The sequence below is a fragment of the Bacillus sp. REN3 genome (assembly GCF_017912555.1).
Lineage (GTDB): Bacteria > Bacillota > Bacilli > Bacillales > Cytobacillaceae > Mesobacillus.
On sequence record NZ_JAERSD010000032.1, the window covers coordinates 1 to 15,594 of the forward strand.

General features: G+C 40.6%; 15 protein-coding genes. 10 read left to right on the plus strand and 5 right to left on the minus strand.

Annotated features, from left to right (window positions below; genetic code table 11):
• Positions 1-268 precede the first annotated feature (268 nt).
• Both JJQ88_RS19395 and JJQ88_RS19400 read right to left on the minus strand, forming a co-directional pair.
• The gene (locus tag JJQ88_RS19395) at positions 269-1,411 is read right to left on the minus strand and encodes an MFS transporter (protein WP_210367689.1); all 1,143 of its coding nucleotides are present in this window, start codon (positions 1,409-1,411) and stop codon (positions 269-271) included.
• A gap of 64 nt (positions 1,412-1,475) precedes the next feature.
• Positions 1,476-2,072 (minus strand): TetR/AcrR family transcriptional regulator, encoded by a 597-nt coding sequence (locus JJQ88_RS19400; RefSeq protein ID WP_210367690.1) that lies wholly within the window; start codon positions 2,070-2,072, stop codon positions 1,476-1,478.
• Between the two features lie 292 nt (positions 2,073-2,364).
• Here JJQ88_RS19400 and JJQ88_RS19405 point away from each other — a divergent pair, with 292 nt between their 5' ends.
• The 4 genes from JJQ88_RS19405 (at position 2,365) to JJQ88_RS19420 (ending at position 4,274) form a co-directional block, all read left to right on the plus strand.
• Positions 2,365-2,829 (plus strand): hypothetical protein, encoded by a 465-nt coding sequence (locus tag JJQ88_RS19405; RefSeq protein WP_210367691.1) that lies wholly within the window; start codon positions 2,365-2,367, stop codon positions 2,827-2,829.
• A 99-nt stretch (positions 2,830-2,928) separates the two neighbouring features.
• Complete coding sequence (locus JJQ88_RS19410) at positions 2,929-3,381, plus strand: molybdopterin-dependent oxidoreductase (RefSeq protein ID WP_246861304.1); 453 nt, start codon at positions 2,929-2,931, stop codon at positions 3,379-3,381.
• Positions 3,382-3,414: 33 nt separating this feature from the next.
• Positions 3,415-3,864: a molybdopterin-dependent oxidoreductase gene (locus JJQ88_RS19415; protein WP_210367692.1), complete on the plus strand. Its 450-nt coding sequence runs from the start codon at positions 3,415-3,417 to the stop codon at positions 3,862-3,864.
• A gap of 134 nt (positions 3,865-3,998) precedes the next feature.
• Complete coding sequence (locus tag JJQ88_RS19420) at positions 3,999-4,274, plus strand: hypothetical protein (RefSeq protein ID WP_210367693.1); 276 nt, start codon at positions 3,999-4,001, stop codon at positions 4,272-4,274.
• A gap of 316 nt (positions 4,275-4,590) precedes the next feature.
• On the opposite strand, the gene JJQ88_RS19425 is transcribed toward JJQ88_RS19420, so the two are convergent.
• Together JJQ88_RS19425 and JJQ88_RS19430 are read right to left on the minus strand one after the other, a co-directional pair.
• Positions 4,591-5,505: an NADP-dependent oxidoreductase gene (locus tag JJQ88_RS19425; protein WP_210367694.1), complete on the minus strand. Its 915-nt coding sequence runs from the start codon at positions 5,503-5,505 to the stop codon at positions 4,591-4,593.
• Between the two features lie 240 nt (positions 5,506-5,745).
• The gene (locus tag JJQ88_RS19430) at positions 5,746-6,084 is read right to left on the minus strand and encodes a VOC family protein (RefSeq protein WP_210367695.1); all 339 of its coding nucleotides are present in this window, start codon (positions 6,082-6,084) and stop codon (positions 5,746-5,748) included.
• Between the two features lie 240 nt (positions 6,085-6,324).
• Between JJQ88_RS19430 and JJQ88_RS19435 the strand changes: the two genes are divergently transcribed.
• The 6 genes from JJQ88_RS19435 to JJQ88_RS19460 all read left to right on the plus strand — a co-directional run bounded on the left by JJQ88_RS19435 (position 6,325) and on the right by JJQ88_RS19460 (position 13,920).
• A complete protein-coding gene (locus JJQ88_RS19435) occupies positions 6,325-7,206 on the plus strand; it encodes a LysR family transcriptional regulator (protein ID WP_210367696.1) in 882 nt (293 codons plus the stop codon).
• Between the two features lie 1,235 nt (positions 7,207-8,441).
• Positions 8,442-9,347, plus strand: coding sequence for an EamA family transporter (locus tag JJQ88_RS19440; RefSeq protein ID WP_210367697.1), 906 nt, complete (start codon positions 8,442-8,444; stop codon positions 9,345-9,347).
• Between the two features lie 382 nt (positions 9,348-9,729).
• Positions 9,730-10,389 carry a TorD/DmsD family molecular chaperone gene (locus tag JJQ88_RS19445; protein WP_210367698.1) on the plus strand — a complete coding sequence of 220 codons (660 nt, stop codon included), beginning with the start codon at positions 9,730-9,732 and terminating at the stop codon, positions 10,387-10,389.
• Complete coding sequence (locus JJQ88_RS19450) at positions 10,386-12,776, plus strand: DMSO/selenate family reductase complex A subunit (protein WP_210367699.1); 2,391 nt, start codon at positions 10,386-10,388, stop codon at positions 12,774-12,776. The genes JJQ88_RS19445 and JJQ88_RS19450 overlap by 4 nt, the downstream gene beginning before the upstream one ends.
• Positions 12,777-12,788: 12 nt before the next feature.
• A complete protein-coding gene (locus JJQ88_RS19455) occupies positions 12,789-13,364 on the plus strand; it encodes a DMSO/selenate family reductase complex B subunit (RefSeq protein WP_210367700.1) in 576 nt (191 codons plus the stop codon).
• A 334-nt stretch (positions 13,365-13,698) separates the two neighbouring features.
• Positions 13,699-13,920, plus strand: coding sequence for a hypothetical protein (locus tag JJQ88_RS19460; RefSeq protein WP_210367701.1), 222 nt, complete (start codon positions 13,699-13,701; stop codon positions 13,918-13,920).
• Positions 13,921-14,138: 218 nt separating this feature from the next.
• Here JJQ88_RS19460 and JJQ88_RS19465 read toward each other — a convergent pair whose 3' ends face one another.
• Positions 14,139-15,032, minus strand: coding sequence for a glycerophosphodiester phosphodiesterase (locus JJQ88_RS19465; RefSeq protein WP_210367702.1), 894 nt, complete (start codon positions 15,030-15,032; stop codon positions 14,139-14,141).
• Positions 15,033-15,594 lie beyond the last annotated feature (562 nt).

Genomic DNA, 15,594 nt, shown 5'->3' on the forward strand with positions numbered 1-15,594 from the left:
CATATACTTTTTTGTGGGACGTCTCCTGTATAACTGTTGGCGCAGTTATACATTGTGGGGACGTCTTTTCCTTTCCTGGAATTAAATATCGAAATGTTTCGAATTATATACGGACATTATAATCGACTAATTCTGGACAGGCAATACCGTCAACTTTCGGAAATATAAGGGTGTCAAAAACAACCTACCCAAAAACTATCATTAACAATGCTTAATCAAAAAGTAAATGTAGTGAAAAGGGAATAAAGATGTAAAGAAACTTTGCAGCTTAATACGACTTTCGTTTATGAAAATATGGTACTAACGAAATTACCCCAAGGATGGCTAAACAAGATCCAATCCACAGCGGAGATACAAATCCATATCCTTTACTGATTCCAAGACCACCTAGTGACGAACCAATAACAACACCCATAGTAATAAAAGAACTATGAACGGTATTTATCATTGTTCCATTACTAGCTGTTTTCATTACTCTCGAAGCCATAGCCGGATTCAATGCTACACCAGTTAAACCAATAAAAATCATCGAAATAACCGCAATGTATTTATTCTCTGCACCTAAAGCAAATAAAGACAATGCTACAATTAATAAAATCAATCCGCTCATCAGTATTTTCATTGTATATTTATCAGCAAACTTACCAATTACTATATTCCCAACTACCGTCGCGCTACCATAGAGAGCAAGTAAATATGGAATACTTTCGCTTGAAAAGCCTGTGATATTTGTAAAGATAGGCGTGAAATAACTAAATGCTGCAAAAGTACCACCTATAATAAACATACTTGTTATGTACGCTGCCCAAAGATGGAAATTCTTAAAGTGCATAAGCTCGTCTTTCCAGTTTAATTTATCTTTGTTTGGTGATGATGGTAGTAAAAATTGGATCATAATCCCTGATACTAGTACAAGAACAGAAACAGCCCAAAAACTAATACGCCAACCAAAATATTGCGAAACAACGGTTATAGTAGGTACACCTATTACAGTTGCTACCATTAAACCTGCAAGTACTATTGATGCAGCTTTTCCCATTGAATCAGCGTGAACCAATGTTGTAGAATAGGAAATTGCAATTCCAAAAGCTGAAGCTGAAGCAATACCAGTTATAATACGTGAAATCATCATAATATCATAGTTCCAAGCAATAGCTCCGAGCGACTGACCAATTAAAAATACAAACATTAATAACAATAATGCTTGTTTGCTGCGTATTCGTAAAAGAATAGCAGTTAAAATAGGACCTCCTACCACCATTGCTCCTGCATAAGCTGTAATTAAATACCCTATAGATGATACAGAAACCTGAAATGCAAGAGCAAGTTCGTTCATCATACCTGCAACCATAAATTCTGACGTAGTCATACAAAAGATTGCTAAAGCTAACAAATAAATAATCGAAGGCACAAAAATCCACTCCTAAAATAATATTGTAACGAACGGTACAAAAATGGCGCTAAAAAAGAGCGCACTAAGCGCCAAAAATTGACTTCATTGTTCCTTTGATAACCTGTTCAGCTAATATCCGATTTTGCATCGATACATTAAGAACACGGAATCCGTAATAACTGTTTAAAAGCAGAATAGCTAATTCTTCAGCTGATTGCTTCTTTGAAATTTCACCTGTTTGCAATCCTTCCTCCAACACAGTTTCAATAGCTTGTTTAAGGAACTCAACATGCTTTGAGAAAATTTCTTGTACCATTAAATCGTTATTAGCGCGTTCTACACTGGCATTAATCAATAAACATCCTTTTTGATCAATATTCTCAAAGTCTTCTTTCAAAGCCCATTCAAAAAAATTGCTTATTCGTACCTTAACGGGAACTGGATTTTCTAACAATTTCTTTTGTTCCCTAATCCCAATTTCATGGTAGCGTTCTAATACTTGTTTATACAGTTCATGTTTACTGCCGAAAGTATTGTATAAGCTTCCTTTTCCAAGTCCTGTATCACTGCATAAATCTTGTGTAGAACACCCCTCATATCCCTTTATCCAAAATGTTTTCATTGCAACATCTACTATTGAGGAATAATTAAACTCTCTGGGTCTGCCACGATTATTCAATCTTCTTATTCTCCTCTCATTTTAATAATAACACTAGAAGAATACATTTTTTGTACCGACTGGTCAATAAAAAGATTTTATTGTACATGAAATTTGATTATTTTAGATAACGAATTAATAAAAATAGCCCCTTATTCATACTTATTGCTGCTGAAATGATTATGTACTGAAATAATCGCACCAACACCAATGATCATGTTTTCTCAGAATACAAGCCAGTTCAGTTGTCGATACGTCATTTCGTGCATCATCAATTCCGAATTCATGCTTTCTTGTTTTGAGAAAGGTACTAATGGGACTGTTGACCGGAAAATTATTTTTGATGGTTGGTTCAAGGGCACTTGATGTGGAAGAAATGGTTTTTCATTTTTCTTGGGTTGCATTCATTTTAACTGTCTTCGCATTTTTGTTCCTTTCCTTATGTATTTCAATGTTTACGACCTTTATGGTCCGTACGAATCAATTAATTGACTTGTTAAAAGCAGGTCAGAAGCCGAAAAAGGCGCCGCAAGTATCGTTGTTACTGTCACTCTTTGCAGCTGTTTTATTAGTTGCAAGCTATTATCTAGCGACAACGATGCAAAATTTAACGTTCAGGCTACTTCCAGTAATCGCAATGACGATTATCGGAACGTATTTTTTCTTTACGCAGTTGTCAGTTTTGGCTGTGAAATTCCTGCAAAAGAATCGCAGTCTTTTTTGGAAAAGAACCAATCTCGAACCCCTGACCTCAACGCTGCCGGAGGAAACCACATAGTAAAACTGAGTTAAATAAGTTGAATTAAAATCAATTAAGTCTTGGTTTATAAGGTTTTGTGAACTGTGGTAAACATTCTTAGACAATCAAGTCAATATTCTGCAGGCGAAAAAAGCCGGAGCCAAAATTATCATTGTCGATACTTCCATCAGTCCCTCTGTTAAAACTTTAGCAGATGAGTTTATTCCTTGCAGGCCTGGCACAGACACTGCTTTGTTGCTTGGAATGGCTTACCACATGATTGAAAACGATCTTCAAGATCAAGATTTTCTTGACCGCTGTACCGTTGGATTTGACCGGGATCATATGCCAGAAGGAGCAGACCCTAAGGAGAACTTTAAGGATTATGTGTTAGGTACGTACGACGGGATTCCCAAAACTCCTGAATGGGCCTCGGATATTTGCGGTACCGAACCTAAGGTCATCAGGGGATTTGCGCATGAAATTTCGACAATCAAGCCTATGATCTTTATGTCATCCTTTGCGCCAGCCCGTACGTACAGAGGGCAGCAGTTCTGCCAAGCATTTCTTACCGTAGGCTGGATGACATGAAATGTTGGGAAATCGGGTGCAGGCGTTTGGACAATGAATTATGCATCCAATCAAAGCTATGGCGGTAAATCGCTTGTGTATGGTGGAAGCAGAGGTCTTCCTGAGACTGTAAACCCATTGTTCCCAGATGCAACATATGGAGCATATGATGGCTATCGCTGGGCAAATCCAACAAACTTGGAAGCTCACGGCATGGCTTATTGTGAAACATATGATGCCATTTTAAACAATGAGTATACGGCAACAGCAGGGCGTGGAAAAGTGCCATGTGATATCAGGATGATCTACTTAGTTCGTGATGGCAGCGGCTACAACTTCCTCAACCAGTCTTCTGACATTAATAAGGGAATTAAGGCTTTCCGTAAAGTAGATGCTGTTTTCACAAATGATATCGTTCTATCGACCATTTCCAAATATGCGGATATTGTATTGCCCGCTACAACGGAATGGGAAAAAGGAGGATTAAAGAGTATTTTTTGTTGAACTTCTTATTAAATTGAAAGTGAAGGTAGATTGAAATAAGAATTGCAATTAGGCGTTTAATTTTAAAAAATTTATTAGAAATTTATTATTATTTTTTATCCTTTCAATATAGATTGAAGGGAGGAACACATTTTTTGAAGTTATTTAAACTGTTGAAAAAAATCGTTGTGATAAGCATTGTCCTTGTAGTTGTTACAGTAGGGTCAATTTTCACTTATCATCAATATCAATTAAGCCGTGAATCTAGATTAATTCAAAATAAGGGAACACTCGTTGAGTTTGATCAAAAAAATATCAATGTTTATACCGAAGGAGCAGGCAATGATACATTTGTCTTTATGGCGGGTTCAGGTATTGTTGCTCCTGATTGGAGTTTAATTTTCTTAATGACTTGTTGTTTAGGCTTATAAGTTATTAAACGAATTGGTACATTAGTTGAACTAGAAATAAGTGGTTTTTAGGTTCGAGGATAAATCTAAGTTATTCAATTAAAGGGCGCGATTGTTGAACATCAGAGATCAATATAGTCGTTATATAGTTAGGTAAAACTGGAAATAAGGTGCCCTTCACCTCAGATTGTAAGCTATTCCACCCTTGTTTAGAAAGTGTAAGGATGATATTCGGAATAAGCAAAGAATTAAATTAAAAAGGAATAAAAAGAGGCTTCCACCAAATAGTGGGAGAAGCCTCTTCGTAAATTCCCTAAATCCATTTCCGTTGTACGATTTAGCCAATTGTAAGAACCACTTTTCCTCGGCCGTGGCCACTTTCGATCTCTCTATGGGCGTCTGCGGCTTGGTGTAGCGGAAATGACTTCCTGATGTGGATGTGCAATTTCCCTTTGGAGTAAAGCTCTACCAGCTGAGCAAGCCGATCCACGGACCTTTGGCTACGTATAGGGCGAACCCCAAGTTCCTCTACAAGGTCGAAAGCAACAATTGTGCCGATTCGGTCTCTGTTTTCTACAAGTTCCAACGATGCGCGCAGAGCATCGTGCCCAGCGGCATCAAAGGCCACGTCCACGCCATCCGGTGCTAGAGCACGAACTCTATCAGCAAGACCGTCTCCATACGTGACAGGAATTGCACCCAGCGATCGAAGGTAATCATGGTTGCGTTCACTGGCCGTACCGATGACAGTTGCTCCCCATGCCTGGGCCAGTTGTACAGCGAATGTACCAACTCCACCAGCTGCAGCGTGAATCAATATGGTGTCTCCCTTCTCAACACCAAGTTCCTGTAATGCGGTGTGAGCGGTCTGACCAGAAGCTGTTATTACACCAGCCTCCTCCCAAGGCATATTCTGTGGCTTATGCACAATCTGGTCAACACTAACCACCACATATTCTGCATAGCAGGCCAGTAAAGCCCATCCAAGTACTTCATTGCCGATAGAGAAGTCAGTGACTTTATCCCCGACTTGATCAATAATTCCTCCGAACTCGTTACCGAGAATCTGTGGATACCGCACCGCCAAACCGGGTGGTGCCCAGCCACTACTACGCACCGCCAAATCGAACGGCTGGATTCCAGCAGCTTTAACCCGGACCCGAACTTGCCCTGCACCAGCATTAGGGGCATCAAATTCCATTACTTTCAAAACATTTGGAGGACCAGGAGTAGAAATTGCAGCGGCTTTCATGCTATATCCCTCCTTAAAGGGTAGGGGTTCCAGCTTATGGTGGAGAGGAGTTGAGTATGAATAAGAAAATCGAAATTTTTAAATTCCAGACAGGCGAATTTTAAAATCTCTTTTTCTTGTTTAAAAAGATTAATTGATCGAATCGTATGATCTTTATTCATAGATAATCATTCCTTTACATTATTTTAAAATGTAATCTCACGATTGTTCTGCTATTGATGGATCATTGAATGTCTTAATTCAACTAAGAACCTCGATGGTAAATCCACCCGGGGCCTTAACATAGAATGTCCAGCGATGGGCCCTTTTTGGCGGTTTTACATCAAATCCATCATTCTTCAAGTGTTGATAGATCTCGTTCACTCGTTCTTCGCTCTCCTGCGAAAAACCGATATGAAAGGACTTCGGATAACTGACCTGAGTACCTTTCATCAAAGCCAGCAATAATCCATCTTCGTCTAATAATACAGCGAAAGAATCACCATACGTACTCTTGGTTTGTAGGTCGAAATATTTCTCCAAGAATTCTCGAGCAGCGTTAACATCAGTGACTGTTAGATTGATATGGTTTAGTTTCAACGGTTACACTTCCTCTCTATAGTTGTAATATCTTACTCCCTATACTCACTTTTAAAAATGCTCCCCCAAAACGGGGAGTTGTTAAGAAAAATACTCATAATCAAGACAGGATAATTCTCTAAAATCTTTGAAAGCTTTTATTGCTTACATGTTTATTCTATAATTTATTATTAATAAATAATAAGACAAATTAATATATCTAAATATATACTAGAGTATATGAATGAAGGAGTGACGAACGTGGAACTGCTGCAATTGCATTATTTTCTAAAGGTCGCTAAGTTGGAGCATATGACGAAGGCTGCGCAAGAGCTTCGCATCGCGCAGCCTGCTCTCAGCAAAACCATTGCTAGGTTGGAAGAGGATTTGGGTGTACAGTTATTTGATCGCCAAGGAAGGAACATTCGACTCAACTCATTCGGAAAAGCGTATCTGAAGAAAGTAGAAATGGCACTCATGTTGCTTGACGAGGGCCGAAGAGAAGTTGAAGATCTTGCAGAAATGGAAAAAGGACGTGTTTGTTTAGCAACAACAACTCATAAATGCTTTTCTGATGTAATAGGTTCTTTTATATCCTTGCACCCTGATATTAAACTTCAAATCACTCAAGCTTCAGAGAGGGAAAAGGTGCAACAGCTCCGAAATGGAGATATTGATTTTTGTATCACTTTCCCTCCCATTGAGCAGACGGGGATAGAGGGATTGTCTTTTCTCACTGAAAAAATCTTACTAGCTGTTCCTCATACACATCGATTTGCTAAAAGGAGCAACATAGACTTGAGTGAAGTGGCTAATGATCCTTTTATTTGTATAAAACAAGGGAATCCATTCCGAGAAATGACGGATGAATTTTGTCGAAAAGCAGGATTTTCTCCGAATATTATATGTGAAGTTGACGAACATTCTGCAGTAAATCATTTCATCCGTATGGGAATTGGTATTGCTTTTATGCCGGAAACCTTAATAGAAAAAATAGAGACGTCATTTCATTTAGTGCATATTGATAATCCTATTTGTCTGCGTACCTATCAAATCGCATGGCTTAAAGGGCGCTATATGTCCGTGGCGGAACGTGAATTTCGGGAGTTTTTTGTCCAGAACTTAACTGAACTAAGGAAGTAATAAACCTTTAGTTTAAATTCGAACTTTATCAATTTTAAGATTGTACTCTGAAGTAGAGCCAAATATTTTAGAAAGTTTTAAGCGAAAGAAATAAAAACAGTTTAACATAAATTAAAAGTACCATTCTAAAGCGAGTTAGGGATTTCATGCAATATTTTCAGTTTCTTTCTACACCTTTTTTGATATTCTATAGCAATTAAATTTATATCTTTTTCAGTAATCCAGCGAGGTTTTCCTTCTTTGTATTTAATGAAGTACATAGAAGGTAATTGTATATTTTCTCCAAAAAAGTGCTTTCAAAAAGTGGCTGGGAAAAGACAATAACTTTAATGACTACTTCAAATTCCTTATTTATTATTAAAAAGTTATTAAAAGTCACTAAATCTAATTCAAAACTACATAAATTCGATTTTTCTACTAGACCTTCTCCTATAATTTTTAGTGTATCAACACACCAAGTCACAATAAATCCTCCAATTAAATAAGGTGTTTGAAGCTTGCCATATCAACTTCAGAGGACTTTTATTTGGTGCCATTTTGGTGCCAAGATAGGGTCCAATAAGTGGTGCCAAAATGGTGCCATTCGATTTATCAGGTACAACCTATCATATTTGAAATTTAATGATTACTGTTATATCAACGTTATGCAAAAAATATAGGTCTTACCATGCATATTTGAAAAGATGAAACTAGCTTGTTTCGCTTTGACAGGGTAGAGGTCGCTGGTTCGAACCCAGTCGGAATCATCCTTTAAAAGCTTGTAATCCTTGATTCATAAGGGTTTCAGGCTTTTTTTATTTGCTAAAGTGAAATTCACCAGTTCAGTAAGGAAAATTCATCTACTACGAAAACGACTGACCTGTTCATTCGCAAACTTTCCTTAGTTATATTAGCCAATTTATTCGATTGAGAATAACTTCTTTAAATTATTCGATTATAGATACGACTCAGGGTCCCAAACCTATCCTTACCTTCAACCGAGTGAAATGAGGTCAAAAACGCCACCCGACATGGGGTGTCATTTCATTTTAGATTGAACATCAACCGGGATATTGCAGCTATATTTACCCTTAATCCGATATCTCAATATGTCGCCCATTTTCCAGCCTGGTTTTTCAACACACCAGTTGGCGCGGCCAGGAAAGATAAGCTTTTTAAAATTCATTTATATACTGGAAACTTAAATGCCTATGGTATATTAATAGGGTTATGTACAGGCATCAAGGAGGTCAACGATGAAAATAAACAAAGGCATCTTTTTTGTACTATTAGGAGCTGCATGTTTTGGTTTCACGCCAATTTTCGCGAAGTTTGGATTCAGCTACGGGTATACCCTTGGCCAAATCAACATCGTCCAAATGATCATTTCCTTTCTTTCATTATGGACTTTTACCCTCTGCAAGCGGTCCAGTTTCAAAGGGCTGACCCGAAAAAACATCCTTCAAACCATGATCACTGGTTGTTTTGTGGGATTGACCAGTATATTCTATTACGGCTCGATGCAATATCTGCCTGCCTCACTGGCCATCATCTTATTGTTTCAATTTGTCTGGATCGGCATTCTCTTTGAGTGGATATTCAGCAAAATAAAACCAGCCCCCGTAACAATTTTTTCTGTTATTCTTATTTTGGCAGGGGTCTTTTTTGCCTCGGATATTTTAAATGGAAGTATCCAGGGCTTGCCCTATAAAGGAATACTTTTTGGTATTTTGTCTGCTTTCACTTATGCAGGATTCATCTTTTTCAGCGGGAAAGTTGCTGTAAATGTCGATCCCTGGACCCGCAGTTCATTGATGGTAACCGGATCAGCTATTTTGGTGATTGTTCTTTTCATCCGTGACATTCCATCCATCCTGCCATTGCAGGAAAAATTGGTTATCACTGCTGCTGGTGTATCAATGTTTGGTTCGGTTCTTCCCCCACTTTTTTTTGCGGTTGGAGCACCTTTGATTTCGGGGGGTGTGGCGAATATTATTACTTCCATTGAGTTGCCCATCGCCATCCTTTCCGCCCGTCTCATTCTATCTGAATCAGTAACCCAATTACAGTGGCTTGGGATTGTGATCATCTTAGCTGCCATCGCTCTGAATGAAGTCGGCACAAGCCTTTTTCGCAGCGGAAAGGATCCCTCAATCGAATAAAGACAGCAAGCAACAAAGCTGTTTGCGCATGAAAATCTATTAAAACATATTGGCGAAAAATATTTCTCAGTATACATGAAGAAGATTTCTTTCTGCCTGATCTGATGATTTCTCAAAAGTTCAGCAAAGCAGATAAAAGTTAGTTCTCATGAGGGCGTTAATCCAATAAGGATGAACGCCCTTTTAATTATTAATAGGCAATTGATTGTCACAATTCCGTAACAAGCTTTTGTATCGCCTATACAAAAATTCTGCCTGAACTTCGTCCATTGGTGCCATATCATATCATAATCCAACTGCTTATAATTGAAAGTGAAATACTTCACATATAGTCTTCGTATGAACTAGTTTTAAAGAAACGGATGGAAGGGGGCTATTTAGATTGGAAGAGAACCGAAATCAGTTATCCAGAGCCATGCGTCAAAGAAAGCTTCAGTACGATTTTTTATCCAGGGTATTCAGAGAGCCATTAAGCCATGAATTTTTGAAAGAATGGAAAGAACTCATTCATCATGAAATTGAGCTCAGTGAACAGTTGGAGCCTTTTTTCCATGAAATGAATCATTCAGAGCTGAATGAGATTGCGGAAAAAGAAAAACAGCATTTCCTCACATTATTTTTTGGGCCGGAACATATTTTGGCTCCGCCTTGGGAATCTGTCCATCGATCGGAAGATGGACTCCTATTTGGGGAAGCTACGCTGAAAATGCGGGAGAAACTCCGGTCATTCGATCTTGTCTTTGAAGGAGGATATAAGGAACTGGAGGATCATATCTCCATCGAACTGGAGTTTATGGGGTATTTAATCTCGAAAACCATTGATTTGATTGAAAAAAATGAAGTAGATGAATTGATTGACATATTGCATGATCAGTATTCATTCCTGGATGAGCATCTCACTAAGTGGATTGGCCACTTTACAAACAGGATCCAGCTTAATACCAGCAGTTCTTTGTACAGAGGTGCGGCAAGATTTTTGAATACACTTATCCAACAGGACTATCAATACTTAAAAGAGATAAAGGAGGTAACTTGCAAATGAGTGACAACCTGTTTCAAAAGCTTTCTGATCTTTCCATGGCCAGGCGGACTTTTTTGAAGGTGACTGGCGCGGTTTCTGCGCCGCTTGCTTTTGGCGGGGTTTTGGGATCGAAAAGAATCATCGAAAATGCGTCAGCATCAGGGAAAGGAGCCAAGGAACGAATCATCCCTACATGCGGTACAACAAACTGTGGAGGGCGCTGTCTTGTAAAAGCTCATGTGAAGGATGGCGCGATTATCCGGATTTCTACCGATGACGCAAAAGAAGATACGCTTATCTGCCCACAGATTAGGGCCTGTTTGCGCGGACGGAGTTATCGCAAGTTTGTCTACAACCCTGATCGTTTGAAATATCCGATGAGAAGAACAGGAAAACGAGGAGAAGGAAGGTTTGAAAGGATATCCTGGGAAGAAGCGATTGATACGATTTATAAAGAAACCGAAAGAATCACCAAAAAATATGGAAGGAAATCTTTATATAGCAACTATGCATCAGGGAACTGGGGTGGCATCGCAAGCGGACGTATCATGTTCAACAAACTAATGGGGATGACCGGAGGATATTTAGGATACCACAATACGTACAGTACGGCGCAAACATCGAATGCCACCCCATTCACCTATGGTACGGGATCAACAGGCAGCAGCCTTGATTCACTTGTTAATTCAAAGCTGATTATTTTATGGGGGCATAATCCAGCTGAAACGATTTTTGGCACTTCGAACTTCTATTTGCAAAAAGCAAAAGAAGCAGGCGCTAAAATTTATACAGTTGATCCGCGCCAGTCGGATTCGACCATTGCTCTAGCGGATGAATGGTTCCCGATCAGGCCGACAACGGATAATGCCCTGATGGATGCCATGATGCATGTCATCATCACAGAAAATCTTCACGATAAAAAATTCCTGGATCGATACTGTCTGGGTCATGATGAAAGCCATATGCCTGAAGGTGTACCTAAGGGGGAGTCTTTAGAGAGCTATATTTTAGGAAGGAAAGATGGCACTCCTAAAACTCCTGAATGGGCAGAAAAAATATGCGGTTTGCCTGCAAATAAAATTCGCCAGTTAGCCCGTGATTATGCGACTGCCAAACCGGCTGCTTTAATCCAGGGATGGGGACCTCAGCGCCACATGAATGGGGAGCAGATTGTCCGCGGCAGCACGGTCTTAGCATCATTGACTGGAAATGTAGGTGTAAATGGAGGCTGGGCTTCCGGGGCTGGATATTTCGCCCGGACAGGTGTTGCTGCCGTACCGAATGTCCCGAATCCATTAGGAATCTCGATCCCGTGCTTCTTATGGACAGATGCGATTACAAGGGGAAAGGAAATGTCCTCCAGTGACGGTGTGATCGGATTGGAAGAAGGTGAAACATTGGGGGCCAACATCAAGTGCATCTATAATTTGGCCGGCAATGCGCTGCTCAACCAGCATGGGAATATCAATAAAACCAAAAAGATCCTTGAAGACGAAAGTTTGGTGGAATTCATTGTTGTAAGTGATGTTTTTATGACGCCATCAGCCAAGTTTGCCGACATCCTCCTGCCATCCAATACCTTCTTTGAAAGGTACGATATTGGCTTGCCGTGGGGATATGGCGACTATGCCATTCTTTCACAGAAGGTCATTGAGAATTTATATGAGTCCAAGTCTGATTATGAGTGGCTAAGGATGCTTGCGGAAAAAATGGGAGTCGAAAAGGAGTTTTCAGAAGGAAAGAGTGAAGAGGATTGGGCGAAATGGGTAGTAGAGGAAACACGCAAAACTGATCCATCCTTCCCAAGCTGGGAACAAATGAAGAAGCAAGGCATCCATAAGTGGAAGTTTGACAAGACGACAATAGGGTTTGAAGCGCAAATCAAGGATCCAGCTAAAAATCCTTTCCCGACACCGTCCGGCAAGATTGAAATTTTCTCAAAACAATTATGGGACATGGACAAACATGAAGAAATTCCGGCCATTCCTAAACATATAGCTGTGAAGGAAGGGCCTGAAAGCGACTTGAGGAAGAAGTATCCCCTTCAATTAATAGGCTGGCACTATAAGCGGCGCTGCCATTCCACGCATGATAATAACCCATGGATGGAAGAAGCAGGGAAGCAAGAGATGTGGATGAATTCCCTTGATGCGAAGAGCAGGAGTCTTAAGACAGGTGACCTAGTGGAAGTATACAATGACCGGGGAGTCGTCCGCATACCTGTTTTGGTTACAAATCGCATTATACCTGGAACAGTTGCGATTCCGCAGGGAGCATGGTATACGCCAAATAAAGACGGGATCGACATCCGCGGTGCGATAAATGTGCTTACAACACAGGAGCCTTCACCGCTGGCAAAAGGGAATCCTCAGCATACCAATCTAGTCGAAGTGAAGAAAGCGCGATAAGGAGGGAAGATCATGGCACAACTGGGATTCTATATCGACCAATCACGGTGCACTGGATGTAAAGCTTGTGTGATTGCATGTAAAGATAAACATGATAATAGGGAAGGAACAAATTTCAGGAGAGTGTATTCCTTCCAAACAGGAGAGTTTTCCGAAAATGGAAAAGGAGCCTTCATCAACAACGTCCAATCATATTATTTATCTATTTCCTGCAATCATTGTGAAGAGCCTGCCTGCGCGAAAAACTGTCCTACAAAAGCAATGCACAAACGGGATGAAGATGGTGTAGTGGTCGTTGACCAGAATAAGTGCATTGGGTGCAGATATTGTGAATGGAATTGCCCTTACGAGGGACCCCAATATAACAAAGATCTGGGCAAGATGACGAAATGCGACCTCTGTATTGACCTCCTTGAAAAAGGAGAAAAGGCTGCTTGTGAAGGTGCCTGCCCAGTAAGGGCGATTGAAATTGGCCCGATCGAGGAACTGAGGAAAAAATATGGAGAAGTCAATGAAATCAAGGGCATGCCTCCATCATCGATCACGAGACCGAATCTTGTGATTACACCGCATAAATATGCTAACTAAGGGAGGAATCAAAGTTTGCACGAGTGATTTCCGCTCATCTTCACCACATTGATTCCAGCGGGTGTCAGAAGCACAATCTTTCTTCGGGTGGCACCCTGAACGATCCATGGACACAGCAGTAGTGATTGCAGTAAATATGCAATTCCGCTCCTGTTTTTATCAAGAGAAACTCGGTCGGCTGCTCCCAGGCTTCACTGTATTGGATGTGCAGCAAGACCATGACACCAATTACCGCAAGCTGGCGCTGTAACTGTTTCCTTAGCCCAACCCAAACCAGGGGCAAATGCATATACAATAGTGTAAATATAAAGAGGTTAAGGAGGTAAGTCTATAAATGTATGGTTACAGGAATCCTTATGGGCCCCAAGATCAGAGGTTTGGGTTCGGACTGCCGTTCTTAGGCGGATTGGCAGGCGGGCTATTAGGCACCGCTTTGCTGGCGCCACGTCCATTTTATGGATATCCGGGTTATGGCGTGCCATGTTGTCCGCCAGGCTTAGGCTACCCGGGATATGGCTATCCGGGCTATGCAGGTTATCCGGGTTATCCTTACTAACGATTAGAAAGTTTAGAAAGCTTCAATCCCAATGGGGTTGAAGCTTTTGCGTACAGATGGAAGGACATTTTATTCAACTTCATTCGAAAAAGTGAAAGAGAAAAGGGAGTTGATTTTCAAACGAGAAGAGACGGTAACTTAGAAGAGTAGGGAGCTAACTGCCCTTATTACATATGAACATAAAAAGACAGGATAAGGCTGACTTATCCTGTTCCATGTTATCTTTTCCGTTCTTGCAGGACTTCCTGCAAACGATCAGGGAAGTTTGTGAACATTCCAGTTACTCCCCAGTCAAGAAGCTGGCGCATATCTTCTTTTTCATTGACGGTGTATGGGTGGATCAATAAATCATGCTCTCTGACTTTTTGGACGTAAGCTTCATCAATCATGTTGAAATTCATTCCCAGCCCGATGCTGTATGTTTTGTAAGCTTCCAGTTCAGCGTCCGTAATGGTTGCTGCCTTATCGTACCAGAGCAGTTGTATTAGCGGGAGGTCTGGATTCAATGCATGTACTTTCTTTAGGCTTTCGGGGCTGAAGGACTGGATGAGTACTTTGCTCGATGGCGAGTTCGGACCAGTCAGTCCGTATTCCTCAAGGATTTCCAGCAATTTTTCCTCCATACCAGGGTAGACTTCGGGTGATTTTGTTTCAATATAGTAACGGGAACCCTTTCCGAATTTTTTGATGACTTCCTCCAGGGTTGGCACTTTCAGGCCTTCATATTCAGGTTTTGCGTAATCTGGGTATTTTTCATTGAACCAGGAACCAGCATCAAGCTGCTTGATTTCTGCGAGGGTATGGTCCTTGACAAGACCTGTGCCGTTTGTTGTCCGGTCAAGGGTTTCATCGTGCATGGCGATTAGCTCGCCATCCTTCGTCATTTGAAGGTCGACTTCGATGTAATCGCCCTTCATTTCTTCCCCCAGCTTGTAAGCTGGGATGGTATGCTCTGGCGCATACCCGGAGGCTCCTCGATGGGACACGTTCAGAATTTTGTTTTCAGTCAAAGAAGGATGGATCGATCCGGCAGCATGTGCCTCCCCTATAGCGCCTGTGCCCACTCCAACCAGGGCAGCCGACATAAGGATATGGCGGAAAATTGGTTTCATTTTGTTTCCCCTTTCGTATGTATTCTTTTTAATCTTAAGTGCAGGAGTTTAAGAGGATGTTGAGTTTACATTAAAATTCGTAAAGATTCCATAACTATTAGAAAATTTTGTCATTTGAATAGTATCTACCCCTTATTTAGTTATCTTAATCATATCTGATTAAAATGAGGAGCAATAATCAAAGGAGGGATTATGTGAATAAAAGGGAAGCTTCCGAAAAAAGGTTCAATACCATACAGGGAAAGGTCTGCCGGATAGACAGGAAGTACTTTTTGCCAAGGAATTATTGAGGGCAGTAAAAGAGAAAAATGATCGCATAAGAAAAGGATCGGTTATAACAGACAAAAGGACTGGTTGTGAAGCCCCGGTTCTTGACGGATCACGGCTTCTTGCAAAGGGAAACATCACACACTGAAGCTTTGTAAATGAACCCCGACATTACTTCAAGCATGCAGGACTAAGGGCTGCTCCAATATGGGGTATGGTTTGCGGGGATACCCAAGGGAAAAGGGACATCCACCGAAACCCCGGATGCCCCTTTTATGTTTCTTTTCTATTAATT